Source organism: Rossellomorea oryzaecorticis (genome assembly GCF_038405515.1).
Classification (GTDB): domain Bacteria; phylum Bacillota; class Bacilli; order Bacillales; family Bacillaceae_B; genus Rossellomorea; species Rossellomorea oryzaecorticis_A.
On sequence record NZ_JBBYAF010000041.1, the window covers coordinates 15924 to 38338 of the forward strand.

Below are 22415 nucleotides of genomic sequence, written 5' to 3' on the forward strand. Positions count from 1 at the left end.
TCAATTCATCTTATGCTTGTCGGGGCTGACCAAGGCGCTTCCGCTTTTGTTGTTTCCGTCCTTCCATTACCGCTACTATGAATGCGATCAGAAGGAAGAAGCTTGAGATTTGGAACAGGATCCCGATTTCTACGAACTGCGCCAGTACACCGAATACGAGGCCGCTCAGTCCTATGCCTAAGTCAATGGACGAGAAGAACATGCCGTTCGCCACTCCCCTGCGGTTATCAGGCGTCATGGATAATGTCCACGATTGAAGAGTCGGGATCAGTGAACCGAATCCCACTCCAAACAGGATTCCCGAAACGATGATCAGTGCATCAGAATGGGCGAATGATAATGCCCACATTCCCACAAACGTGATTGAGATGCAGAAAAGGACGAGTCCTTTAGGTCCGTGGTCGTCAAACCACTTCCCTGCAATCGGTCTTGAGAGTGATGCCATGATCGCATTGAACAAATAAAATAAAAAGATATGCTGTATGCCTCGTTCTTCACCGAAGATCACGATGAACGTTACGATCGAGCCGTAGCCGAATGTGACCATGATGGTGATGAAAGCAGGAAACCAGCTTGATTTTTCAATGAGTGAACCCATGTAAGAGAACTTCAGGCTTTCTTTCTTTGTTTGTTTCACGATTTCCGGTGTCTGGTAACGGACCAGCGCCAACAGGATGATCGCAATGACTCCGAGGACACTTGAGGTGATGATCAGATTCGTAAATGTCGTTACTTGAAACAAGTAGATTCCCAGACTCGGAGCGATGATCATCCCGATTGTGATTGACAATCCATAATAGCCCATCCCTTCACCAAGACGGGATTTCGGTACGACATCCACTGCGGCCGTACCATTGACGGTTGTGGACCATCCCCATGCCAGTCCGTGCACAAACCTGAACAGCAAAAAGACCACGACAATGGAGGACAATGGATAGATCACTGTGATGAGCAGCAGTGAAACCACGCCGATGATGACCAATGGTTTCCGGTCTTTATATTCCAGCATAAAACCGATGAACGGCCTGCTTAATACCGCCCCGAGCGAAAATAAAGTGGTCACAAGGCCTATCTCAAGACCAGATGCGCCAAGCGACTTGATATATGGCGGCAATGTCGGAATCAGCATTTGAAACGACATAAATACAAAAAGATTTCCTACCATTAACATGATAAAAGACCTTGTCCATAGAGGTTCTTTTACTTTCGTCACAGGAAATCCCCCTTTCTATTATTCATCTATTCTATGCAAATATGATGCTTCTGAAATTTATTTCGAATTACTAAATAATAGCACACTAACATGAAAAGATACATAATTTAAGCCCAAAGTTTATTGCTATTTTCTTACAAAAATCCTGACTCAATTTTTTATCCATTTTATCAACATAACTAGTTTTATGCAGTCGGCATGAACCCTTCTATGCAATTCAATTCTCCAGTACATCCTTTCCTCAGGATTAATTGCATTGAAAAGTTCAAAATTTATACTATAATAGACATCATGACAAATGTTCAGAAAACTCGTACTTACTATTCATTTTTGAATTTTTATTTATACATTAACATAAATATACAATCATCATAAGGAGGAAATACCTTGAACTACTCTTTGCGTCCTTTAGGAGACAGTGCAGTAGTCATTCAATTGGGAGATGCGATTGCAACTGACACTCACGAAAAAGTAAAGAAAGTGACTTCATTTTTCGAAAAAAATCCCCAAAAGTGGATCATTGATATCATCCCTGCTTTTACCACTGTCACGCTTTATTATGATCCGATGACCATTTTACAGAAAAAAAAAGAAAAGCTTCCCTATGAGGGAGTATGTTCCATACTATCAGAATTGCTTTCACATGAACTTGAGGAGGATTCCACTTCTGCCAGAGTCATAGAAATCCCTGTATGCTACGGGGGCGAATACGGCCCTGACTTGGAAGAAGTCGCTCACATCCACGGGTTATCGGTTGAAGAGGTCATATCCAAGCATACGAACGGTGACTATCTCGTGTATATGATCGGCTTTGCCCCGGGCTTCCCATATGTAGGAGGTTTGGATCCCGATTTGGCCACTCCGAGAAGAAAATCACCGCGTTTGAAAATCCCTGCTGGTTCAGTCGGAATCGCCGGCGATCAGACAGGGGTTTATCCGATTGAAACACCAGGCGGATGGCAGCTCATCGGCCGCACCCCCCTTTCATTATTCCAGCCTGATGAAGAGACTCCAAGTCTGCTTCAGGCAGGGGACCACATTAAGTTCGTTTCTATCTCAGAAGATGAGTTTAAAGAAATGGAGGGAAAATCATGATTAAAGTTGCAAAACCAGGCCTCCTTTCTACCGTACAGGATCTCGGAAGATACGGATTTCAAAAATACGGCGTCATCGTAAGCGGCAGCATGGACCCGATTGCTCACCGAATTTCTAACTGGCTGGTTGGGAATGCTGAAAACGAATCAGTCCTCGAAATGACTCTGACAGGTCCGGTACTCGAGTTCCAGGAGAACTGCCTGATTTCCATTTGCGGAGGCGACCTGTCTCCTTCCATAGATGGACAACCTGTACCCCTATGGCGCTCCGTGCTTGTTAAAAAGGGCAGTACCCTAAAGTTCGGAGGATGTAAAAGCGGAGCACGAGGATACCTTGCCATAGCCGGAGGTATAGATGTACCACTGGTCATGAATAGCCGCTCTACCTATTTACGCGCTGAAATCGGCGGCTTTGACGGTCGAAGTTTAAAAGAAGGAGACACCCTTGAGTCAGGGGTGCTTCAAGAGGATTCCAAAGAAATGGTAGAATATCTGACTCCTTACTTGGAAGACAAGCCTTTTACTGAAATCGACTGGTCGATTTCATCCGAATTCATTTCGATCCATCAGACTGAAAAAGCAGTCAGAGTGATCGAGGGGCCTGAATACGCCCTCTTCAACGAAGAGAGCCGGGAAGCTTTTTTCGAAAATCCATTCAAGGTATCTCCTCAATCAGACCGGATGGGTTATCGATTACAGGGGCCGCAGCTCTCCCTTGAACAAGACAGAAATATGATTTCTGAAGCAGTATCCTTTGGAACCATTCAGGTACCTTCGGACGGCAACCCTATTATTCTTTTAGCCGACAGACAAACGACAGGAGGGTATCCCCGTATAGGTCAAGTCGCTGCAGTCGACCTCTCCCTTATCGCCCAGACCAAACCGGGTGAAGAGCTCTCTTTCACAGCCATTACGCTTGAGGAAGCACAGAGGCTTCTAATAGACAGGGAAAAGCAGCTGAGCCATCTGAAACAAGGTATTGCATTAAAGCTCAGATAAACAACGTGAGAATCAACAACAAAGGAGAGAAGTATGCATGAATAAATCAAATCTAAGCGTATTGCTTGGTGCCGCATTCTTAATGGCCACCTCGGCAATCGGACCGGGGTTCCTGACCCAGACAACGGTCTTCACGGAACAATTGGCAGCAAGCTTCGGATTCGTCATCCTCATTTCCATCATCATTGATATCGGCGCTCAGTTAAACATTTGGAGAATCATCGCCGTATCAGAAAAAAGGGCACAGGATATCGCAAATGATATCCTCCCCGGACTGGGATATTTCCTTGCGTTCTTGATCGTCGCCGGCGGTCTCGCATTCAATATCGGGAACATCGCCGGCGCCGGCCTCGGTACGAACGTCTTATTCGGGGTCTCCCCTGAGATGGGGGCATTATTCAGCGGTCTTGTCGCCGTCGGGATCTTCCTCGTTAAAGAGGCCGGCCGACTGATGGATAAGTTTGCACAGATTTTAGGATTCTTGATGATCATCCTTACGCTATATGTAATGTTCACCTCAAATCCTCCTGTAGGGGAAGCCGTCACAAAAACATTCATGCCGGATACCATTGACTATATGGCAATCATCACGCTTGTAGGAGGAACAGTTGGCGGGTACATCACCTTCGCCGGCGGCCACCGTCTGTTAGAAGCGGGCATCACCGGAAAAAAAGCCCTTCCGCAAATTACGAGGAGCTCTGTATCCGCCATCGGGATCGCTTCACTCATGCGTATCTTTTTATTCCTGGCATCGCTCGGGATCGTCGCGCAGGGCATGCAGATCGACCCATCCAATCCGCCGGCATCTGTATTTAATCTCGCTGCCGGAAACATCGGCTATAAAATGTTCGGAATCGTCATGTGGTCTGCTGCCGTGACATCGGTGGTCGGAGCAGCCTACACCTCCGTGTCCTTCATCCGTACATTCAGCCCTCTATTGGAAAAATACCATAAATGGCTGATCATTGGATTCATCGTCTTATCGACACTCGTATTTGTATCGATTGGGAAACCTGTAGCAATCATGATCCTGGTCGGTGCACTGAACGGATTGATTCTGCCGATCGCACTTGGTGTGATGCTCCTTGCAGCACACAAGAAAAAAATCGTTGGCGACTACAAACACCCGATCTGGATGACTTTATTCAGTCTTCTCATTGTGGTTGCGATGTCTTACATGGGTGTTTATACGATGATAAATGAAATACCGAAGTTGTTTGGATAGATGGTACGTTGAAGCCTCAAGCTCTTTAGGGAGTTTGGGGTTTTTATTATGAAGTGAAAGGTGTAGTTGATCTCGAAGCAGAGAGCGGCAGAAAGAAGGACAGTCCTTAATTTTAAGACTGTCCTTCCATGGATGTTACGACAATATGTTCTTCACTCTGCCTACTTGACCGTCTTCGAGCCTCACCTTGATGCCGTGAGGATGGTTAGCCGAGTTCGTCAGGATGTCTTTCACGACTCCCTCGGTCAGCCTGCCTGTGCGCTGATCTTTTTTTAGTACGATTTCAACCTTAAGTCCTGGTTTGATATTTGCTCGCTGTTGTCCGTTCATGAGAGATTCTCCTGTCTTTATTTTATTTTGGGGCGGGTTCTGAATTTGTCGTTGAAGAAAATTCGACAAGTGGCGCAAAAATGAAAAAACTGGCGCAATAAATGAAAAAGTGGCGCAATTCCTTGAGTTCATGCGCAATTATTTAGAATGTGGCGCAATAGTCCTGATTCCTGCGCAATTCCTTAAATCAAGCCTCTTTTTCTAACTCCCAGCTCACAATTTTTACAATGAACCGATTCTATAGCACCTACTCCACTTATATCCCTCAAAATGACCATTTCCACACCGTAAAAACTAACTTTAAATTACTTTTTTCCTATTACCGGGTTACCACTGATTATCAATCCTCATCCTTTACATCCGGATCTTCCGGAATCGGCTCGCTCAAATATTCGGCCAGCTGTTTCTTCGCTTTTTCCATTTGTTCGAGATGCTGGTTGAATTGCTCGCGATAAATCAAATATTGTTCGCCGTCATGAACGGCCCTTATTTTATTCTCATGGATCAATACTTCTATATAGGATTCCGGCAGAGATAAATATTCTGCTGTTTCAGTTATGGTGAGATACATATGTTTCGCCTCGACTATGATTATTTCCCCTATTATAGCATAGTGACCTGACCTTTTAGGAATCCATCACCCCAGGCGACTGAAGCGTCATCCTAACCCCCGGACAAAGGCCCGTCCCTCTCCGCTTTAAAGCATGAAAAAATACAGAGAAGCACAATGCTTCTCTGTATGATTAAACCAGTTCGATCTTCGCAACTGCCTCGCAGTGCATCGTTTGCGGGAACATGTCCACCGGCTGGATTTCTGTTGTTTTGTAGCCGCCGTCTTCGAGGATTCGCAGGTCGCGCGCCAGGGTTGCAGGGTTGCAGGAAACATACACAACCTTCATTGGCTTCATGGAAAGAATCGTGTTAAGAAGTGCTTCATCGCAGCCTTTCCTCGGCGGGTCTACTACGAGCACATCCGCGCTGATCCCGTCTTCATACCAATCGGGGATGACGACTTCAGCGGGACCGGCTTTGAATTCCACATTGGTCATATTGTTTAGCGCTGCATTCTGTCTGGCATCCGCAATCGCCTGCGGGACGATTTCCACGCCGTACACTTTCTTGGCTTTTTGGGCAAGGAAAAGAGAAATCGTGCCAATACCGCAATAGGCATCGATTACGGTTTCTTCGCCTTTTAAATCGGCGTATTCCAATGCCTTTTCATACAATACCTTCGTTTGTTCAGGGTTTACCTGATAGAAGGAACGTGCGGAAATCGCGAACTTCACGTCTCCGATCATATCGTGAATGACTTCCTCGCCCCAGAGAACATGGGTCGCGTCACCCATGATCACATTTGTTTTCTTACCGTTTACATTATGGACGATGGATTTCAGTCCTTCTATGTTCGCAACGAGTTCTTCAATGATTTCTTTTTTATGAGGCAGCTCCGGTGTTCTTGTCACCAGTACCACCATGACCTCTCCCGTTGTGTAGGCTGTGCGGGTCATGATGTGGCGGAGCGTCCCTTTATGTTTCTTTTCATCGTAAGGACGGATCCCCAGCTTTTCGCAAATATTTTTTACATGCTGAATCACTTCATCATTTTTTTCATATTGAATGATGCATTTATCCATGTCGATGATTTCATGACTTCTTTTCTGATAAAAGCCTGCGACAAATCGCCCGTCTTTTTCACCGACAGGCACCTGTGCTTTATTCCGATACCTCCAAGGCTCTTCCATCCCGAGCACTTCATGGATCGTGACGTTCTGGAGCTTACCGATCCGCTGCATCACATCGCGCACATTCTTTTCTTTTGCCAGCAGCTGGCCTTCGTAGGTCATATGCTGAATCTGGCAGCCTCCGCATTCCTTGTATATCGGGCAAGGAGGCTCCTGACGATGCGGGCTTTCCTTCGTACGTTCCACCAGCCGGCCAAAGCCGTAGCCTTTACTCGGCTTAACCACCTTTACCCTCCCTTCTTCCCCTGGAAGGGCATCCGGAACGAATAAGGGATAACCGTCGACCTTTGTCACTCCGTTGCCGTCATGCGTTAAATCCTCGAAATAGGCGTCATCTATATAATCATTCTTTTGAACAGGTGCTTTTTTACTCATAACGATCTTCCTTTTCTGGTTCCTAATTAAGACTCTACTGATTGTACCACATAGGGATGAACATTTTGAAATCCAGCTTTAAAAAAGAAAACACCGGACACAATATGTCTCCGATGTCATTTCTGCTTTATCCATTTTCCAGCTGCTGTGCTAAATCATTCTCGCGGATGGAGTGGATCCCGGCATGCAGATACTCCTGAAAAACGTCTGCTTCCTCGCTGTCACTCTCTTCCAAGGCTTCAAGTATGCATACAAAGTTGTCTATGAGATGATCGGATTTCATTCCTCTGCTGATCAACACATTGTTCAGCCATAATGCATAGTCGATAAAGACCTTTTCATCTCCTGCAGCAGCAGTCGTTTGGAGGTAATTAAAATGATGGACATTGTCCTCATAACACTTCTGCTTCCCCATCTCCCCGAATCGTTCCTCAAGTTCCGGGTAACGCTTATAGAGTTTCATTACTGCACTGTCAATTACAGGCTTATATTTATTTTCCATCAGTAGGCCACCACCTTATACTTATCAATCGACGGGATGATTGATGCGAGTTCCTGGTCAGGGTACTTTTTTTCAAGATCATGAATCCGCTTATAATCCTCGCTTTGAATCCAGGTCATGAAATGATCTTTCGAATCCCATTCCATATGAACGGTGATTTCCCCTGGCTTCTTTTCATTTTGAAGCAGCAGGAATCGCTGGAACCCTTCTGCTTCATCTACCAGTCCAGAACGTGAATGATAGATTGATATGACTTCATCCGCCTTCTCATCGGGAACGACGAATGTTGAATGAACGATATACATGAAATCCACTCCTCCCATGGCTTTTGCTTCCGACATGCTTTTCCCCACTTTAACACAATGATGTACTCAAGGAAACTACACCCCCATTACTATTTATGGAAGCTTCATGTTATCACTTGAAAAAATTCGAAGAGTATTGCTAGTATAGAAAGATATTTTAGAAGAAACAAGCAGGCTGTCCTGTAAAAACTTACCTCGTTTCAAGAAGGAATGAGTAGGAAATAGGGAATGTGCACATTTCTTTCTTAAAATAATGAATCAAACTTAAAAAGAAGGTAGATCATATGAATCCAGACATCTTAGTAAACCTGATCCTGGTGGGGAATGTATTTCTCGGCGTACTTTTTTCATTGAAATCACGCCGCTGGTGGCTCCCATATATCTTGATGGGACTCACCTTTTTAACCTTGACCTTTGGATTCGGGCTATCACTCGTATTGAACAAACAATCGATTCTGTCTTATTTATTTGTATTTGTCGTCGGTCAGCTGATTTGGGCATTTGTGTTTGTGATCATCGCCCATATTCTTTCATTCATCGTCAGAAAGGTGCCTTTCCGCCATAAACAGCAGATTGGGTGGGGCTTTCTATTCGGATTCCCGCTGGCATTTTTAGTATTTTTATTGATTCATTAGGAACTTTTTATTGGTTTATGTGAAAACTGCCCCATGAATGAGTCATGGGGCAGTTTTTAAATTGATCTTACTCTTGGTCTTGCTGGTATAAGGTTTAAATCCCGCCTTTTCAGTCAATAATTCAGTGGGAAGTACGATTATTACTCCAATTCACGATCATTATCCTGACAAAATCTTCATTTGGACCGATTCTTATTAAAAATCCCTACTTCCTCATAAGGCTTTAGAACATAATCTTTTAGTTTATGCTGGAAATCTTCGAGTTTTCCCCAATAATCTTTTAGTTTATGGCAAAAATCTTCGAGTTTCATACGATAATCTTCGAGTTCTTCAAAATATTCAACCAAAAACGAATTAACCCTTCAAAACGGGACTAAAAAACCTCAATGATAGGCTCCATTCCCATCATCTTCCCTCACAAAACAAACCTTAATCCAACCCTTATAAATAAAAAAAAAAGAATGCCAACACACATTGGCATTCCATTTCACATTAAAGCGCCTTATCCTCAGGGCGGATTTTATCCAATGGGACAAATACGTCAAGGTGGCGGTATAGGTTTTCGAATTCGGCAGGAAGGACTCCTCCAAGTTCGCCGTCCACGTTCAGCTGCACTTTTTCTTTGGCATGGATCTTGATTCGGTTCGCTTGTGTGTATATGACGTTCGGGTCTTTTACGTGCTCGCCCCGGACGGCAAGTGTAGCGATACGAATAAATTCAGCAAGATTTGTTTTCTTCAGAATCAAAAGGGAGAATAAGCCGTCGTTGATGGATGCATCCGGTGCCAGCTTCTCAAAGCCGCCGACCGAATTGGTGAGTCCGATCAAGAATAACATGGCTTCCCCTTCAAAGAGCTTTCCATCATACTCAATCGATACATCCGTCGGTTTGATCGATGGCAGCATTTCGATGCCTTTTAAGTAATAAGCAAGCTGACCCATCATGGTCTTGAGTTTGCTTGGGACCTCGTATGTCAGCTCTGTGATTCGTCCTCCGCCGGCAATATTGATGAAATAGCGGTCATTCATGCGTCCGATGTCCACAGGTATCGATTCACCCTTTGTGATGACATCGATTGCCTGTCCGATATCTCTCGGAATATGAAGGGCACGGGCGAAGTCATTGGTCGTTCCCATCGGCACGATTCCAAGCTTCGGACGGTAGTCCTGTTCCGCTAAGCCATTTACCACTTCATTCAGCGTACCGTCCCCGCCTGCAGCGACGACGATATCATATTTACGTTCAACAGCGATCCGAGCGGCTTCTGTTGCATCTCCTTCACAGATCGTAGCGTGAACTGACGTTTCATATCCTGCCTGTTCCAATTTAATTAACACTTCAGCTAGGTGCTTTTTAAAGAGTTCCCGGCCTGAAGTAGGATTATATATAATTCTTGCGCGTTTCATACCCCATCATCCTAATCTTTAATTTAAGTCCTGATCTCGGAGATTGCGTTCAAATTCCATCTTTTAACATCATAGTAAAATAATTCTGTACATGCAATATCACTTTGCTGCATCCTGCCCTAATAAAATGACAAATAGACGCCTTTATTTGTCATTGAGCATCTACCGCTCAATATCATAACTCTTTTCCGGAAAAAAATCTAATAAAAATATAGGAAATTAAAGAAGGTTTTATGACTTTTATCAGTATTTAATTGATCGCATAGATTGATATCTAGGATAATGTGCTAACACCGCTGTTGATTTCCGTAGAAGACTTCGCTTTCCGCGGGTAGCCCGTGAGCCTCCTCGTCACTGCGTTCCTGCGGGGTCTCACTTGTCTAGCTTCAGGGCTTAGAGGCACATGTCATAAGCCAAACCGACCAAGAAGGCAAAGAGCGCCTTCTAGGCCGATTCGGCTTATGCCACCCACCTCTGGGCAAAGCCCTTCCGCTTTTCTAATAAGCTACTCTTCCCGCAGGAGTCTTCGTCTTCCACTCCAATCAACAGCTGGATTGACCTAATAACAACAAGCTTACATTAAAAGCTCACTCAATTTTAATTATCTACTTTAATATAAAGTTTGTTGGACAAAAACATCCGAAAAAGCCTTTCATAAAAACACTCCCACTATCGTACTATTAAGAGATTACAAAATACCTTGTGATGGAGGTCTGGTATGAAAGTATTGATCCTGATTCATGTGCTATCTGCGATCATAGGTGTTGGTCCCACGTTTTTCGTACACCTTTTGACCCGGCCAGATAAGGATGTGGATGAATTGCGCATTGCGATGAAATACAGCAGGTTATTAGAATTCTATCCAAAAGTAGGGGGAAGTATTGCTGTCTTGACTGGAATTGCTCTTTTTTTACTGGGAGAATACGGTTCGTTCACTCAAATTTGGCTGCTTGGCTCTCTTTTTCTCTATATTCTCATCCAAATCATCGTGATCGGTTTTATCACGCCTCTAACGAAAAAAGTGAATGAATGGCTCGGTCGGCCGGAAAATCTCGCACTCTCAGGTGCTCCCCCCGAAGAGATTCAAACGGCACTGGAGAGTATTCACAGACGATTCTACCTTGCTTCCTCATTGGGAGTTCTTCTCTTTATTTTTATGATTCTTAAACCGTGAGTAGAGCAGTCCTTAAGAAGGAAAATATTTAATGACATGCAGCAAAAAAGCCACCAGGGAATGAAGGATCATTCAAGGTGGCTTATGAAAACAGTTTTATATTGCGGTGCTCAAGAAACTGCAAAGAGTCTTGAAGGGAACTGCCGTCGAAGTGATACACTTCTTGGATCATTTCTCTCCATTTATCGAGGTCCTTCATTTGATATTCACGAATGTTGCGGTACGTCATGACCTTCAGCGTATGGTTGCGGAGAAAATAGCATTGATTCCCTTGAAAACGCACAGCTGTAATGCGCCTCATCGTAATATTGTCATCTGTATCCTGATAAGATGCTTCAATATCATTAATTAAATCTTCTTCTTCAAGCGGCACCCACTCGATCACTTTCTTAACGAAGGATTTTCCGTTTGAACGGCGGTCCACTTCAAACTCAAATTGATCTCTCTGTGTGAAGATGATTTCTTCGCCGAACCCGTGCAGAACATGTTTATGCCTTGCTTCGAGTTCAACCGGTTTCATAATCGGCGAGCCGTATCCGACGTCTACGTACAGTTTTTTGCCATCTATTGTAATCATCAGTCCGAGATGTCCCGGCTTCACTCTCACAAACCGGCAATCAAAACCCAATTCTTTCAGCAGTCTTCCGAAATTGATATTAAGGGTGAAGCATGTACCTCCCCAGCCTTTTGAATACAAATGTTCTGTAAAGTCCGCAAGCGAAGGGACAAAGGATCCCCCCTTCGAAAAATAATAAAATTTACTGAAGGTTTCATACGGAATCCGAATAAGATGCTGTTGAATCAATCGTTGCAAATAATTCAGAGTAGGCTGCTCGATCTCCATGTTCAAGTAGTTTACGTATTTTTCTACAGCGTTCATCCTATCACTCTTTCCACTCAAAGCTATGTATATAATGATAATCCCATAATAGTATAGATTCAAACGATTTATTCCTGGAATACCAAAGAATACCGTCTTACATACTCATTCTCCTATCATAAACCAAATCCCTGCCAAAACACGTTACGTTTTCATGTCAACTTCACATCCGCTTTAGTGCAGTGAGGGACGGGCTTTTAGCGCGGTAAAGGAGTCACCTTTTAAAGCTCAAAAGCGTTTATTATAGCAAGAAAAAAAGGCCAATCAAAGTTGGCCTTTTGATAAGTCGGTGATTTAGTTTTTAACTCCAGCAGCGATGCGTTTTACGTTCGTTTCCGCTGTTTTGGTCAAGTCTGGAGTAAATCCGTTTTTCATACGCTCGTTTTCTTCTTTGAAGTAGGCTTGTACCTCTTCATCGAATTCAATTTCAATAAGATCACGAATATCTGTGATTCTAAGAGCGATCATTATAGAAACAAGGTGAGCAACCGTTAATGATTTTTTCTTGAAATTCACTAATTCATTAATTGTCGCTACCCGTAAACCTGTTAAGCGATGCAAATCACCTTGTGTCAATCCTCTTTCACGCAGGATGTCTCCCAATTTAATGTGAATTTTATGGGGAAATTTATCCAGTGATTCAATGACTATCGTATTTGTTTTTTGGTGAATCATGATGCTTCAACTCCTCATCCTATACAATAGTACCGTGAATTACGTCATTCGTGAACCGGGAAAAAGTTCCAACACTCAGGGCATTTTTTACCATCCCATTTATAATGAAGGTTTTCTTTCTTTTTAGTGGATGATTTGTTGAATCCTCTCCATGTGCACACAAAAAAAAGCCGGGAGAATAAGATCTCCTCGGCTGCTTTGGTTCTGTCTACATCAATACTTTCTGTACCAGGGTTGTTTTAAGGCTTTCGTACACTTCATACCAAATGTTCTTATCTTTCGTGTATTGAGACGTTAAGCGCTCAATCATTTCTTTCTGTTTTTCAGGGAACTGCTCATGATCCTTCGGCGGTAATTTTGCTCTTTCATCATCAACGATTTTTTTCACCATAGGAGCTCTTGGGCCCCAGACGGTCTTTTCTTCACCATTCTCATCCATGAATATAAAGATCGGAATGGCTCTTGAAGTCCCGTTTGTCAGATATTGATCCATGAGTTCCAAATTCTCATCGCGGAGAATCATCTTCACTTCAATATCAGCCTCTTCAGCGACCTTCAACAGAATCGGGATGTTCAACATTGCATCCCCGCACCAATCTTCTGTAAGTACTATGACACGCAAGGATTGATCGGCAAGTGCTGCAAGCACCTCTTTATCTTCAGTGGGAATCGTAAATTTATTTAAAATGGACAATGTATTTTCTTTATGCGTTTTCATATATTCTAAATATTCACTTGGTGACATCCCTTTATTGAACCAGTCTTGCAAGGTCATACTTACTCCTCCTCAGGGTACGTTTCTATAAAATATTTAATCTCATTTTCTCTCTATATCCTACTCATGTTCACTTCATTCCACAAGTAATATCTTCTTCACTTTCCTCATAAATTTCAATTGTGCGAATATGCCTGTAGGAATATAATAAAAGAAAGCAGTTCGATTTATGGAAAAAAATCAATTCAGTCAGGAAATTTACAAGTCTCTGCTTGAATGGTCTTATCATGAATCGACCACTCCGCATTCACTTCTAATGAATAAACACTATACAATAAAAAAAGAATAGCCATCATTCAGCTATTCAAAAGAAGATCCAGTGGGGAATAGGGTGTTTGTAATCGTCCTTATAGGATTCAATAGTCATACAGAATAACGAAAAAACACATTCTCACAAAAAAAGCTGACTCAAAAGTCAGTTTAACCCTTATCTTTTTGGTTAATGTATATGATTATAGGATTACTTTTCAATTGAACCATCTTCAAAATGTCTGGAATTCTCTATTATCTGTGCCACTTTTTTATAGTAGTAGTTCAGCTCGATTACACTCTCTGCCTCCTTAAGTCTTTTCATATAGTGAGTTGCTTTCTCATAATCTTCAGGCGGCAGTTCAACCTTGATTCTTTTTTTCTTCCACTTTGCCAACAGGTTTCACCTCATTGTGATTTGAAGATCCTCCCTTAGAGGTCAATTCGAGCTGATATTGTGATAGCTCTTGGATATAGGATGCTTTCGTGGTTGCTAAGTTCTGTTCAATTTTTCTGGTAATGACGGAACTTCCCCCGATTCCTGATAATAAACTAATGTAGATCGCATACCACATCGGGATCGTATCAATGACTGGAAGTACAGAGAGATAACCTGCTAGAACGCCTATGATAATATCCTTTGTTGAGCCAAAAAGGTAGTGCTTCTCACCTTGGTCATCGATAAACTTTCTTGGAAAAGTGAAATGACCATTTTTAAAAATCAGAATATGTCCTAAGCCCCCGATACCGCCCATCAACATTGGCAACAAGATCACTTCAATTAAGGACATTCTATCCACCCTCTGGAATCATTTACTATTATTATATATTATTTACAGAATATTCAGAATAGATAATTGGACACATATTTGTCCACCAAAGGAGAGCCATTATGAGAAAAATTGTGATGAAAGTCTCGTCTGTCGACAAACTTCGATTCCAAAACTATATGATGCAGCTAAAAAGCGCTGAAACAAAAGCGGAAGCAGATATGTATTATCGACTGGCAAAAAAGATTTTGGGAAAAGGCAGAAAACAAGCTTAAAGTGGTCTGCGTAAAACTGCTGCTTTGGAAAATCCATTCTACCCGCCATTAGTTAGCAGAGCCAACTTCATCAAACTTTACGGGTCCGACTTTATTTGACTATGTATATCAGCGTGATCCAAAACTTCACCTATCAATTTCGTCATTAGATGAAACTGAATATAAGTTACGCAGGCCAAGTGTTTTGTACTTGGTTTTTATTTTTTCTTGAGGTTTTATGACCAGTGCTTTGCCTGGGTGGCTTGATTTATTTAGAATGATTCTTAACAGATCATATATTTGGAAAATGGATCATAAATCCCGAGAATGGATCATAAACGATGAGAAACAAGAACCCGTTAAGAAAAAACGGATCCAACCTCTTTTCTGAAACTGCTTTTGTAGATTTTGATGTAATAAATGCTGATAACTTGAATTTGAACCGGCACTCCCCTTTATACTAGAATACATCCGGCATTCCCGCTCATCTTCGATTCCCCTCTTCCCCATAGAAAAAAGGAAGAGCCTAAAGCCCTTCCCTTTATTCATTCAATCATTAATTGACGCCCACTGCATCAAATGCAGCATTTACACTTGCCACTTCTGCGCTTCCAGAACCATAGAGATCAGTCGCTGACTGCACCGCAGCTGAACGAAGCTGGCTGAATGTTGAGGATGGAGTCAGATATTGAGTCAATGCACGGTAGTAGATGTCACCAACTTTATCTGTGCCGATACCAGTCACATTCACACCATAGTGTGTACCGCCCTGGCTCAATAAATAAGCCGCTTTGTTTCCGATTCCGCTGTTGATATGGACGCCGCCATTATCTCCTGTACCCGTGTATCTGACAGAATAATGGTCCGGATCATTATATTTCGTCGGATCTGACATGGAACGCAGTGCATCCCCGCCTTGTCCTGGTGTATAGATGTCTTCCCCGATCTCCCAGTCTGGATTATTTCCAGTATGGTATTCAAGTAAAGTTCCAAATACATCGGACATCGATTCATTAATCGCGCCAGACTCGTTTTGATAGATTAAATCAGCCGTGGTGTCTGTCACGGCATGAGTCAATTCATGCGCCACAACATCAAGTCCTCCAGATAATGGAGCGAATGTCACGCCGTCTCCATCACCGTATACCATCTGCTGCCCGTTCCAGAATGCGTTATTGTAGCTTCTTCCGTAGTGAACCGTAGACTCTAAAGCCGCACCGTTGCCATCATAGCTGTTGCGGTTATGGGTATCTAAATAGTAATCGTATGTTTGACCTGCATAATAATGAGCGTCCACGGCCGCTGCATCATAGCTGGCGTGGAATTGGTTGTCCGCATCTGCCCAAAGGGATCCCGGCAGGCGCTGGCGGTTGCCGGCATCATATGTAAATACCCCGCCGCCTCTTGTATTATCTTGCAAATAGTAAGTGGAAGATGAAAGGTACGTGTTCAGTGACTTCGTGTCACCAAGCACTCCTGTTCCGGAACCGATCGTGTCAGATCCCACTGCCCCAGGACCGCCCGGCTTACCTCCCGCTTCATGAATTTCATTCACTTTATCCAAGATCTCCCCGCTCGCTGCATCAATGAAATAATTCCAGTTACCCGGCTTTGGATCAAGGAAATTGTAGTTTACCAGATAGGCATGATGTGCTTGTCCATCTTTTACATAAATGACTGATTTTGATTTTGGTGCATATTCATATGCCGGCTCACTGCCGATTTCAGCGACTAAATCCTTTTCCCCGGCTGCAACTGCATCTTTTTTCGATACATTCTTCGCAGCTTTAAGAGATTGCTTTTCTTCAAGATTCGGAACAGGTGCGCCGGAAACCGCCGTCAGTACTCCATCCTTGTTTACATGAGCTGTCAAGACGGCACCGTATACAGGAGTCCCTTTATACACTTGCTGAACGCGAAGATATGTAAATCCAAGTTTATCTTTCTCCTTTTCTACCACTTTGAAAGAAAGAGCTGCATCTCCCTTGAACTTGAACACATCCTGTTTTTGATTAAAATAGTCCATCACGATTTTTTCAGGAGTGTTGGCAGATGGCTTAGTAAGCTTCCCAGAAATAAATTGCGGGGCTCCGATTTTCTCATTGAAATTTACTTTCTGGCTCAAATCGGGTGCACCCAATGCATCCGCAGATAATACAGGACTCATCATCAGACCTGCTGTTAAACCTAAAGCTACGACTTTTTTCTTCAATTACAACACCTCTTTTTAGAATTTTCTAACTTTTCAAACTGTAGATAAAACTATAGTACAAGTATGAGGTGTGAAGAATGTGCCGAAATACCCACTTAACCGATTTTTCAACTTCATGACTCTATACCTATATAAAAACCACCTTATATGCTCAATTTAGGAAAACTTGAACTGAAAAGGAGAAAAATCTGCTATTTTATTATCTATTCCAATAAATCCCCAATAAAAAAGCCCGCCTCTCTATCGCTTTAAAGCGATGAGGGACGGGCCTTTGACATTATCTTTTTTGGATTTCCTGCTGTAATAGTTTGTTTACGAGCGGCGGGTTTGCCTGCCCTTTTGTTGCTTTCATGATTTGTCCGACCAGGAATCCGATCGCACGGTCTTTACCGTTTTTGAAGTCTTCGATGGATTGCGGGTTGTTATCCAGTGTTTCAGTGACGATTTTCAGAAGAGCACCTTCATCAGAAATTTGAACAAGACCTTTATCTTTTACGATTTGCTCAGGATTTCCGCCGTTTTCAACAAGCTCTTTGAATACCTTCTTTGCGATCTTTGAAGAAATCGTTCCTTTTTCGATCAGCTGGATCATGCCGGCGAGACCTGCAGGAGTCAGCTTAAGATCGTGAAGTTCTTTCTGCTGGGCGTTCATGTAAGCCGATACTTCACCCATCAGCCAGTTGGAAGCCTGCTTCGAGTCTGCACCTTCACTGACCGTTTCTTCGAAGAAATCGGACATTTCTTTCGTTAATGTCAGTACCATTGCATCGTATGCAGGCAGTCCCAATTCTTCCACATAGCGCTGTTTTCGAGCATCAGGAAGTTCAGGGATTTCTGCGCGGATACGGTCCATCCACTCTTGGTCGATGTGCAGGTTCAACAGATCCGGCTCTGGGAAGTAACGATAATCATCAGATCCTTCTTTTACACGCATCAGGATCGTTTTACCTGTTGATTCATCGAAACGGAGAGTTTCCTGCTGAATCAGCCCTCCGGATAGAAGAACCTTTTCCTGACGGACGATTTCATACTCCAATCCTTTTTTAACAAAGTTGAAGGAGTTCAGGTTCTTAAGCTCAGCCTTCGTACCGAACTGCTCCTGCCCGATTGGACGAAGGGAGATGTTCGCGTCACAGCGAAGGGATCCTTCTTCCATCTTACAGTCAGAAACGCCTGTATATTGAATGATGGATTTCAGTTTTTCAAGATAAGCATATGCTTCTTCAGGTGTGCGGATATCCGGCTCAGAAACGATTTCGATCAAAGGAGTTCCTTGACGATTGTAATCCACAAGGGAATAGCCGTCACCGGAGTGAGTCAGTTTACCTGCATCCTCCTCAAGGTGAAGACGCGTGATGCCGATGCGTTTCTTCTCGCCGTTCACTTCGATTTCGATCCATCCGTTTTCACCGATCGGTTTATCAAATTGAGAGATTTGGTATGCTTTCGGGTTATCCGGATAGAAATAGTTCTTACGGTCAAACTTCGTATCCTGCGCGATTTCACAGTTCAATGCCATCGCTGCTTTCATGCCGAACTCAATGGCACGCTTGTTCACCACAGGAAGTACTCCCGGATATCCGAGGTCGATCACGTTTGTATTTGTATTCGGTTCTGCCCCGAAATGGTTCGGTGCCGGCGAGAACATCTTACTGTCAGTTTTTAATTCTACGTGGACTTCTAGTCCGATTACTGGTTCAAAGTTCATTGATTTCACCCCTTACAGTTGTGGTCTTTTTGTATGGAAGTCTGTAGCTTGCTCGAATGCATGTGCTACGCGATAGATTGTGCTTTCATCAAAGTGCTTTCCGATGATTTGCAGTCCAAGCGGAAGTCCGTTTGAAGAAAATCCGTTTGGAACAGAGATACCTGGTACACCTGCAAGGTTGACCGGGATCGTCAGGATATCATTAGCGTACATTGTAAGCGGGTCATCAATTTTTTCTCCGATTTTAAACGCTGGAGTCGGTGTAGTTGGTCCAACGATGACATCATACTTCGCAAATACATCTTCAAAGTCTTTCTTGATCAGGGTACGTGCCTGCTGTGCTTTTTTATAGTAAGCATCATAATAGCCGGAGCTGAGTGCAAACGTACCAAGCATGATACGGCGCTTCACTTCGTCACCGAAGCCTTCAGCACGCGTCTTTTTGTAAAGGTCAAGAAGGTTATCCGCGTTCGGCGTGCGGTAACCGTAACGGACACCGTCAAAGCGGGCAAGGTTTGCTGAAGCTTCTGATGAAGCCAGCAGGTAGTAAGTCGCTACGCCATATTTGGAGTGTGGAAGAGAAACTTCTTCCCAAGTTGCCCCGAGGCTTTCCAGCACCTTCAGTGAAGCAAGAACCGATTGGCGTGCTTCTTCCCCGACGCCTTCACCCAGGTATTCTTTCGGGACAGCGATTTTCAGACCTTTGATATCACCAGTCAATGCTTCTGCATAGTTTGGAACTTCAACATTTGCCGAAGTGGAATCGTTCGGGTCCAATCCTGCGATTGCCTGCAGTAAATAGGCATTGTCTTCTACGTTGCGGGTGATCGGTCCGATTTGGTCAAGTGATGACGCGAATGCCACGAGTCCGAAACGGGACACACGTCCGTATGTCGGTTTCAATCCGACCGTACCCGTGAACGATGCCGGCTGACGGATTGATCCCCCTGTATCTGAACCTAAAGAGAATGGAACTTCCCCTGCCGCAACCGCTGCTGCGGAACCACCTGAAGATCCGCCCGGAACCGTTTCAAGATTCCAAGGGTTGCTCGTTTTTTGAAAACCTGAGTTCTCAGTAGAGGAACCCATCGCGAACTCATCCATATTCAGTTTTCCGATTGTGATAGTATCGGCACTATGTAATTTATTGATAACCGTTGCATCATAGATCGGATTGAAATTCTCAAGGATTTTACTTGCACAAGTCGTACGAAGACCTTTAGTGACGATATTGTCCTTGATCCCGATCGGCATTCCGAATAGAAGACCTTTCGATTCATCCGTCCCAAGCTTTGCATCCATTTCTTTCGCTTTCGCACGTGCATTTTCTTCATCCAATGTAAGAAATGCTTTTACTTTATCTTCAACAGAATCAATACGCTTGTATGATTCGTCCACGAGATCTGAAACAGAAACTTCTTTCTTATGTAAAAGCTCATGAAGCTCTGATAATTTATGCTCAAATAATGACATGAGTTGCCCTCCTTAGTCCAAAATCGATGGAACACGTACTTGTCCATCCTGTTTGTCTGGTGCGTTCTTTAACACTTCTTCGCGCGGAAGGCCTTCTGTCGGCTTATCTTCACGCATTATATTCTTCATATCAAGCACGTGGCTTGTCGCTTCCACATTCTCTGTATCTAATTCATTCAGCTGCTCGGCAAACCCGATGATCGCATCCAATTGACTTGTAAACTTCTTCGCTTCGTCCTCCGTGATGGCTAGTCGTGCAAGGTGGGCAACATGCTTCACCTGATCTTCTGAAATTCTAGACATCCTCTTCACCTCCATAAAGTTTCGAACACTTGCAATACTATTGATAATACCAAAATTCGCGGTGTTAAAGCAATAGGCGAGGACTGGATGAAGAGGACCCGCGCATTGTCCCCCCGGTATATATGCTGACTTCAACAAAATATGTGAACTCCACAAATCACCCCAATCTCCTTTTCAAAAACCTAAACAAAGAAGTTGCTGACTTCCACTAATTTCTATACCTTTAAAGTAGATAGGTAAAGAAAGGATTTTCCGTATGCGTCAGGTCATCACAACATTCTTACTTGGTCTTGCGGGAGGAGGACTGTTCACCCTGCTGCACGTCCCTTTATCGTGGATGCTCGGCTCGATGGTGTTCGTCTTCGGATTTCAAAAGTGGACTCGCCTCGACTTACAATGGCCGCCTCTTCTTAGGGATCTCGGTTTAGTGATTGTCGGCTATGCCATCGGACAGTCTTTCAGTATGAAGACACTCGTTGAAATCGGAACACAGCTTCCCTCCATGTTCACCATGACCGTGGCAGTGATCTTCATTTCTGCCATACTCGCGTATCTGACAACGAAATTAACAGGGATCAATCTCCAATCGACCATCACCGGAAGCATTCCGGGAGGGCTTTCCCAGATGGTCGTGCTTGGAGAAGAAATGAAGAATGTCGACCTCACCGTGGTGACCATCCTGCAGGTGGTCCGGCTGCTGTCCGTCATTTTCGTTGTTCCTTTTTTAGTTTTCAGTCCGCTGCTCGCGGGTAACGAAGCGGGAGCTTCAGTAACGGGAACAGGAGAACCTTCGGCCTTACAGTGGAGTTTTTTTCTATTTTTAGCGGCAGCTGTCTTATCCGCCTTTGCTGCAAAAAAAATACACCTCCCCACCGCCTCCATGCTCGGTCCGATCATGGCAGTCGGGGGTATGGTGATAGCCGGTCTTGATGTACCGCCCATGCCAGGCTTGCTCATCATTCTTGCCCAATTGTGCCTGGGGATTTACTTCAGCTTCATGCTCGATTTTTCGTCAGCAAAAGGATTAGCCAGATTCGTCCCGTTATCCGTCGTCACATCCCTGTGTTTGCTGATCAGCTGTTTCGGATTGAGCTTTATTTTGAGCAAATGGCATGACATCTCGTTTCTGACCGCCTTCATCAGCCTCGCCCCTGGCGGCATGGCTGAAATGGCGATTGTGGGCCAGGCGGTGAACGCCGATCTCTCGATTATCACCGGCTACCACTTGTTCAGGATTCTCTTTATCTTATTTATCATACCGTTCTTCCTTAGATGGCTGTTCAAATCTCCCCTTTTCAAGTAAAGCAGCATTAAAGAAGCTTGTTTTTAATTTTAGAAAACAGGCTTTTCTTTTTGGGCTTTTTTTTAGTGACTGGTTTGCCTGCCTGCTTATTCACATAGATCTCTTCCTTATTAATTGCGTGATCATAGGCGAGCAGTAAACCGATGTCGGTTTGAGCTTCCTTATTCGTCACCATGGAAAAGGATACCCCATGCTGATTGGCAAGTTTTATATATTTTGACAGATAGTTATAGTTCATGTTTCCATTCAAAAGGAGTTTCGCACCCGGGTTTTCCTTCAGGCTCTCTTCCACTTGCTGATAGACCTTCTTCTCTCTCACCTGGTTTTGTGTGAGGGCAATGACGATACGTTCCCGTAAGCTTCCCAGAAACTTCCGCCGCTCGTCTGGCTTCGTCTGTTTCTGCCCGTACATCCCATTTTCCAGATAATCATCAATCGTTGGCTTACTCAACTTCCGGCACCTCCGAGGATATTGGTGATTTTCCCTACACTATATGATAGCGGCTGTTCATTTGCTTATTCTCCCCCATTTTCCTTTATGCAAACACTTTCAGGCAACCGAAACGTGTTAAACGCCGCTGTTGATTTCCGTGCAAGACTTCGCTTTCCGCGGGCGGCCGGTGAGCCTCCTCGTCGCTATGCTCCTGTGGGTTAGAAAAGCGGAGGCGGCTTGCTCAGCCCCGACAAGCATAAGATGAATGGGCCGGGAAGGCGCTTTTTGCCTTCTTGGACCATTTAGCTTATGACCTCGAGGGGCTAGCCGCCAGAGCTGGACAAGTCTCACCTGTCTCGCTTTTCCCGCAGGAGTCTTC

Annotated in this window: 24 protein-coding genes; 7 read left to right on the forward strand and 17 right to left on the reverse strand. The window is 43.9% G+C overall.

Annotated elements, in window-relative coordinates:
• Window positions 1-10 precede the first annotated feature (10 nt).
• A complete protein-coding gene (locus AAEO50_RS17260) occupies window positions 11-1171 on the reverse strand; it encodes an MFS transporter (RefSeq protein WP_341985581.1) in 1161 nt (386 codons plus the stop codon).
• Between the two features lie 429 nt (window positions 1172-1600).
• Here AAEO50_RS17260 and pxpB point away from each other — a divergent pair, with 429 nt between their 5' ends.
• Genes pxpB through AAEO50_RS17275 form a run of 3 tightly spaced genes read left to right on the forward strand, consistent with a single transcriptional unit; the run spans window position 1601 to window position 4531 of the window.
• Window positions 1601-2308 carry a 5-oxoprolinase subunit PxpB gene (gene pxpB / locus AAEO50_RS17265; protein WP_341985558.1) on the forward strand — a complete coding sequence of 236 codons (708 nt, stop codon included), beginning with the start codon at window positions 1601-1603 and terminating at the stop codon, window positions 2306-2308.
• Window positions 2305-3306 carry a biotin-dependent carboxyltransferase family protein gene (locus AAEO50_RS17270; protein ID WP_341985559.1) on the forward strand — a complete coding sequence of 334 codons (1002 nt, stop codon included), beginning with the start codon at window positions 2305-2307 and terminating at the stop codon, window positions 3304-3306. Before pxpB ends, AAEO50_RS17270 begins: the two co-directional genes overlap by 4 nt.
• 37 nt (window positions 3307-3343) lie before the next feature.
• On the forward strand, window positions 3344-4531 hold the full coding sequence (locus tag AAEO50_RS17275; RefSeq protein WP_341985560.1) for an NRAMP family divalent metal transporter: 1188 nt from the start codon (window positions 3344-3346) through the stop codon (window positions 4529-4531).
• Window positions 4532-4666: 135 nt separating this feature from the next.
• Here AAEO50_RS17275 and AAEO50_RS17280 read toward each other — a convergent pair whose 3' ends face one another.
• The 5 genes from AAEO50_RS17280 to AAEO50_RS17300 form a co-directional block, all read right to left on the reverse strand.
• On the reverse strand, window positions 4667-4861 hold the full coding sequence (locus AAEO50_RS17280; RefSeq protein ID WP_341985561.1) for a YwbE family protein: 195 nt from the start codon (window positions 4859-4861) through the stop codon (window positions 4667-4669).
• 340 nt (window positions 4862-5201) lie between these two features.
• The gene (locus AAEO50_RS17285) at window positions 5202-5432 is read right to left on the reverse strand and encodes a helix-turn-helix domain-containing protein (protein ID WP_341985563.1); all 231 of its coding nucleotides are present in this window, start codon (window positions 5430-5432) and stop codon (window positions 5202-5204) included.
• A gap of 172 nt (window positions 5433-5604) precedes the next feature.
• Entirely contained in the window at window positions 5605-6978 is a 1374-nt protein-coding gene (gene rlmD, locus AAEO50_RS17290) for a 23S rRNA (uracil(1939)-C(5))-methyltransferase RlmD (RefSeq protein ID WP_341985564.1), read from the reverse strand.
• A gap of 127 nt (window positions 6979-7105) precedes the next feature.
• Complete coding sequence (locus AAEO50_RS17295; RefSeq protein ID WP_341985565.1) at window positions 7106-7480, reverse strand: hypothetical protein; 375 nt, start codon at window positions 7478-7480, stop codon at window positions 7106-7108.
• Window positions 7480-7785 carry an antibiotic biosynthesis monooxygenase family protein gene (locus tag AAEO50_RS17300; protein ID WP_341985582.1) on the reverse strand — a complete coding sequence of 102 codons (306 nt, stop codon included), beginning with the start codon at window positions 7783-7785 and terminating at the stop codon, window positions 7480-7482. The genes AAEO50_RS17295 and AAEO50_RS17300 overlap by 1 nt, the downstream gene beginning before the upstream one ends.
• 284 nt (window positions 7786-8069) lie before the next feature.
• Between AAEO50_RS17300 and AAEO50_RS17305 the strand changes: the two genes are divergently transcribed.
• A complete protein-coding gene (locus AAEO50_RS17305; protein WP_341985566.1) occupies window positions 8070-8420 on the forward strand; it encodes a hypothetical protein in 351 nt (116 codons plus the stop codon).
• A gap of 492 nt (window positions 8421-8912) precedes the next feature.
• On the opposite strand, the gene AAEO50_RS17310 is transcribed toward AAEO50_RS17305, so the two are convergent.
• On the reverse strand, window positions 8913-9827 hold the full coding sequence (locus tag AAEO50_RS17310) for a diacylglycerol kinase (RefSeq protein ID WP_341985567.1): 915 nt from the start codon (window positions 9825-9827) through the stop codon (window positions 8913-8915).
• 718 nt (window positions 9828-10545) lie between these two features.
• On the opposite strand from AAEO50_RS17310, the gene AAEO50_RS17315 reads away from it, so the two are divergent.
• A complete protein-coding gene (locus AAEO50_RS17315) occupies window positions 10546-11001 on the forward strand; it encodes a DUF2269 family protein (RefSeq protein WP_341985568.1) in 456 nt (151 codons plus the stop codon).
• 82 nt (window positions 11002-11083) lie between these two features.
• Here AAEO50_RS17315 and AAEO50_RS17320 read toward each other — a convergent pair whose 3' ends face one another.
• The 5 genes from AAEO50_RS17320 to AAEO50_RS17340 all read right to left on the reverse strand — a co-directional run bounded on the left by AAEO50_RS17320 (window position 11084) and on the right by AAEO50_RS17340 (window position 14341).
• A complete protein-coding gene (locus tag AAEO50_RS17320) occupies window positions 11084-11881 on the reverse strand; it encodes an arylamine N-acetyltransferase (RefSeq protein ID WP_341985569.1) in 798 nt (265 codons plus the stop codon).
• 294 nt (window positions 11882-12175) lie between these two features.
• Window positions 12176-12556, reverse strand: a complete 381-nt coding sequence (locus tag AAEO50_RS17325) for a helix-turn-helix transcriptional regulator (protein ID WP_341985571.1) — start codon at window positions 12554-12556, stop codon at window positions 12176-12178.
• Window positions 12557-12764: 208 nt separating this feature from the next.
• Complete coding sequence (locus tag AAEO50_RS17330; RefSeq protein WP_341985572.1) at window positions 12765-13331, reverse strand: thioredoxin family protein; 567 nt, start codon at window positions 13329-13331, stop codon at window positions 12765-12767.
• A gap of 460 nt (window positions 13332-13791) precedes the next feature.
• Window positions 13792-13977, reverse strand: a complete 186-nt coding sequence (locus AAEO50_RS17335; protein ID WP_341985573.1) for a hypothetical protein — start codon at window positions 13975-13977, stop codon at window positions 13792-13794.
• On the reverse strand, window positions 13943-14341 hold the full coding sequence (locus tag AAEO50_RS17340; RefSeq protein WP_341985583.1) for a DUF4257 domain-containing protein: 399 nt from the start codon (window positions 14339-14341) through the stop codon (window positions 13943-13945). The genes AAEO50_RS17335 and AAEO50_RS17340 overlap by 35 nt, the downstream gene beginning before the upstream one ends.
• 131 nt (window positions 14342-14472) lie before the next feature.
• Here AAEO50_RS17340 and AAEO50_RS17345 point away from each other — a divergent pair, with 131 nt between their 5' ends.
• Complete coding sequence (locus AAEO50_RS17345) at window positions 14473-14625, forward strand: hypothetical protein (protein WP_341985574.1); 153 nt, start codon at window positions 14473-14475, stop codon at window positions 14623-14625.
• A 535-nt stretch (window positions 14626-15160) separates the two neighbouring features.
• On the opposite strand, the gene AAEO50_RS17350 is transcribed toward AAEO50_RS17345, so the two are convergent.
• The 4 genes from AAEO50_RS17350 to gatC form a co-directional block, all read right to left on the reverse strand.
• The gene (locus AAEO50_RS17350; RefSeq protein ID WP_425383217.1) at window positions 15161-16774 is read right to left on the reverse strand and encodes a M4 family metallopeptidase; all 1614 of its coding nucleotides are present in this window, start codon (window positions 16772-16774) and stop codon (window positions 15161-15163) included.
• A gap of 319 nt (window positions 16775-17093) precedes the next feature.
• On the reverse strand, window positions 17094-18524 hold the full coding sequence (gene gatB, locus AAEO50_RS17355; RefSeq protein WP_341985576.1) for an Asp-tRNA(Asn)/Glu-tRNA(Gln) amidotransferase subunit GatB: 1431 nt from the start codon (window positions 18522-18524) through the stop codon (window positions 17094-17096).
• 12 nt (window positions 18525-18536) lie between these two features.
• Window positions 18537-19997, reverse strand: a complete 1461-nt coding sequence (gatA, locus tag AAEO50_RS17360) for an Asp-tRNA(Asn)/Glu-tRNA(Gln) amidotransferase subunit GatA (RefSeq protein ID WP_341985577.1) — start codon at window positions 19995-19997, stop codon at window positions 18537-18539.
• Between the two features lie 12 nt (window positions 19998-20009).
• Window positions 20010-20300 carry an Asp-tRNA(Asn)/Glu-tRNA(Gln) amidotransferase subunit GatC gene (gene gatC, locus AAEO50_RS17365; protein WP_341985578.1) on the reverse strand — a complete coding sequence of 97 codons (291 nt, stop codon included), beginning with the start codon at window positions 20298-20300 and terminating at the stop codon, window positions 20010-20012.
• A gap of 256 nt (window positions 20301-20556) precedes the next feature.
• Here gatC and AAEO50_RS17370 point away from each other — a divergent pair, with 256 nt between their 5' ends.
• A complete protein-coding gene (locus tag AAEO50_RS17370) occupies window positions 20557-21603 on the forward strand; it encodes an AbrB family transcriptional regulator (protein ID WP_341985579.1) in 1047 nt (348 codons plus the stop codon).
• 7 nt (window positions 21604-21610) lie between these two features.
• Here the strand turns inward: AAEO50_RS17370 and AAEO50_RS17375 are convergent, their stop codons facing one another.
• The gene (locus AAEO50_RS17375) at window positions 21611-22054 is read right to left on the reverse strand and encodes a YueI family protein (protein WP_341985580.1); all 444 of its coding nucleotides are present in this window, start codon (window positions 22052-22054) and stop codon (window positions 21611-21613) included.
• Window positions 22055-22415: the final 361 nt, after the last annotated feature.

Bases quoted from the DNA above. Each gene is read 5' to 3' on its own strand.
- AAEO50_RS17285 (WP_341985563.1), bottom strand. From the start codon at position 5,432: ATGTATCTCACCATAACTGAAACAGCAGAATATTTATCTCTGCCGGAA.
- rlmD (WP_341985564.1), bottom strand. From the start codon at position 6,978: ATGAGTAAAAAAGCACCTGTTCAAAAGAATGATTATATAGATGACGCC.
- AAEO50_RS17305 (WP_341985566.1), top strand. From the start codon at position 8,070: ATGAATCCAGACATCTTAGTAAACCTGATCCTGGTGGGGAATGTATTT.
- AAEO50_RS17275 (WP_341985560.1), top strand. From the start codon at position 3,344: ATGAATAAATCAAATCTAAGCGTATTGCTTGGTGCCGCATTCTTAATG.
- AAEO50_RS17340 (WP_341985583.1), bottom strand. From the start codon at position 14,341: ATGTTGATGGGCGGTATCGGGGGCTTAGGACATATTCTGATTTTTAAA.
- AAEO50_RS17320 (WP_341985569.1), bottom strand. From the start codon at position 11,881: ATGAACGCTGTAGAAAAATACGTAAACTACTTGAACATGGAGATCGAG.
- AAEO50_RS17370 (WP_341985579.1), top strand. From the start codon at position 20,557: ATGCGTCAGGTCATCACAACATTCTTACTTGGTCTTGCGGGAGGAGGA.
- AAEO50_RS17260 (WP_341985581.1), bottom strand. From the start codon at position 1,171: ATGTTAATGGTAGGAAATCTTTTTGTATTTATGTCGTTTCAAATGCTG.
- AAEO50_RS17315 (WP_341985568.1), top strand. From the start codon at position 10,546: ATGAAAGTATTGATCCTGATTCATGTGCTATCTGCGATCATAGGTGTT.
- AAEO50_RS17350 (WP_425383217.1), bottom strand. From the start codon at position 16,774: ATGATGAGTCCTGTATTATCTGCGGATGCATTGGGTGCACCCGATTTG.
- AAEO50_RS17325 (WP_341985571.1), bottom strand. From the start codon at position 12,556: ATGATTCACCAAAAAACAAATACGATAGTCATTGAATCACTGGATAAA.
- AAEO50_RS17345 (WP_341985574.1), top strand. From the start codon at position 14,473: ATGAGAAAAATTGTGATGAAAGTCTCGTCTGTCGACAAACTTCGATTC.
- gatB (WP_341985576.1), bottom strand. From the start codon at position 18,524: ATGAACTTTGAACCAGTAATCGGACTAGAAGTCCACGTAGAATTAAAA.
- AAEO50_RS17295 (WP_341985565.1), bottom strand. From the start codon at position 7,480: ATGGAAAATAAATATAAGCCTGTAATTGACAGTGCAGTAATGAAACTC.
- AAEO50_RS17270 (WP_341985559.1), top strand. From the start codon at position 2,305: ATGATTAAAGTTGCAAAACCAGGCCTCCTTTCTACCGTACAGGATCTC.
- AAEO50_RS17280 (WP_341985561.1), bottom strand. From the start codon at position 4,861: ATGAACGGACAACAGCGAGCAAATATCAAACCAGGACTTAAGGTTGAA.
- gatC (WP_341985578.1), bottom strand. From the start codon at position 20,300: ATGTCTAGAATTTCAGAAGATCAGGTGAAGCATGTTGCCCACCTTGCA.
- AAEO50_RS17310 (WP_341985567.1), bottom strand. From the start codon at position 9,827: ATGAAACGCGCAAGAATTATATATAATCCTACTTCAGGCCGGGAACTC.
- gatA (WP_341985577.1), bottom strand. From the start codon at position 19,997: ATGTCATTATTTGAGCATAAATTATCAGAGCTTCATGAGCTTTTACAT.
- AAEO50_RS17330 (WP_341985572.1), bottom strand. From the start codon at position 13,331: ATGACCTTGCAAGACTGGTTCAATAAAGGGATGTCACCAAGTGAATAT.
- AAEO50_RS17300 (WP_341985582.1), bottom strand. From the start codon at position 7,785: ATGTATATCGTTCATTCAACATTCGTCGTTCCCGATGAGAAGGCGGAT.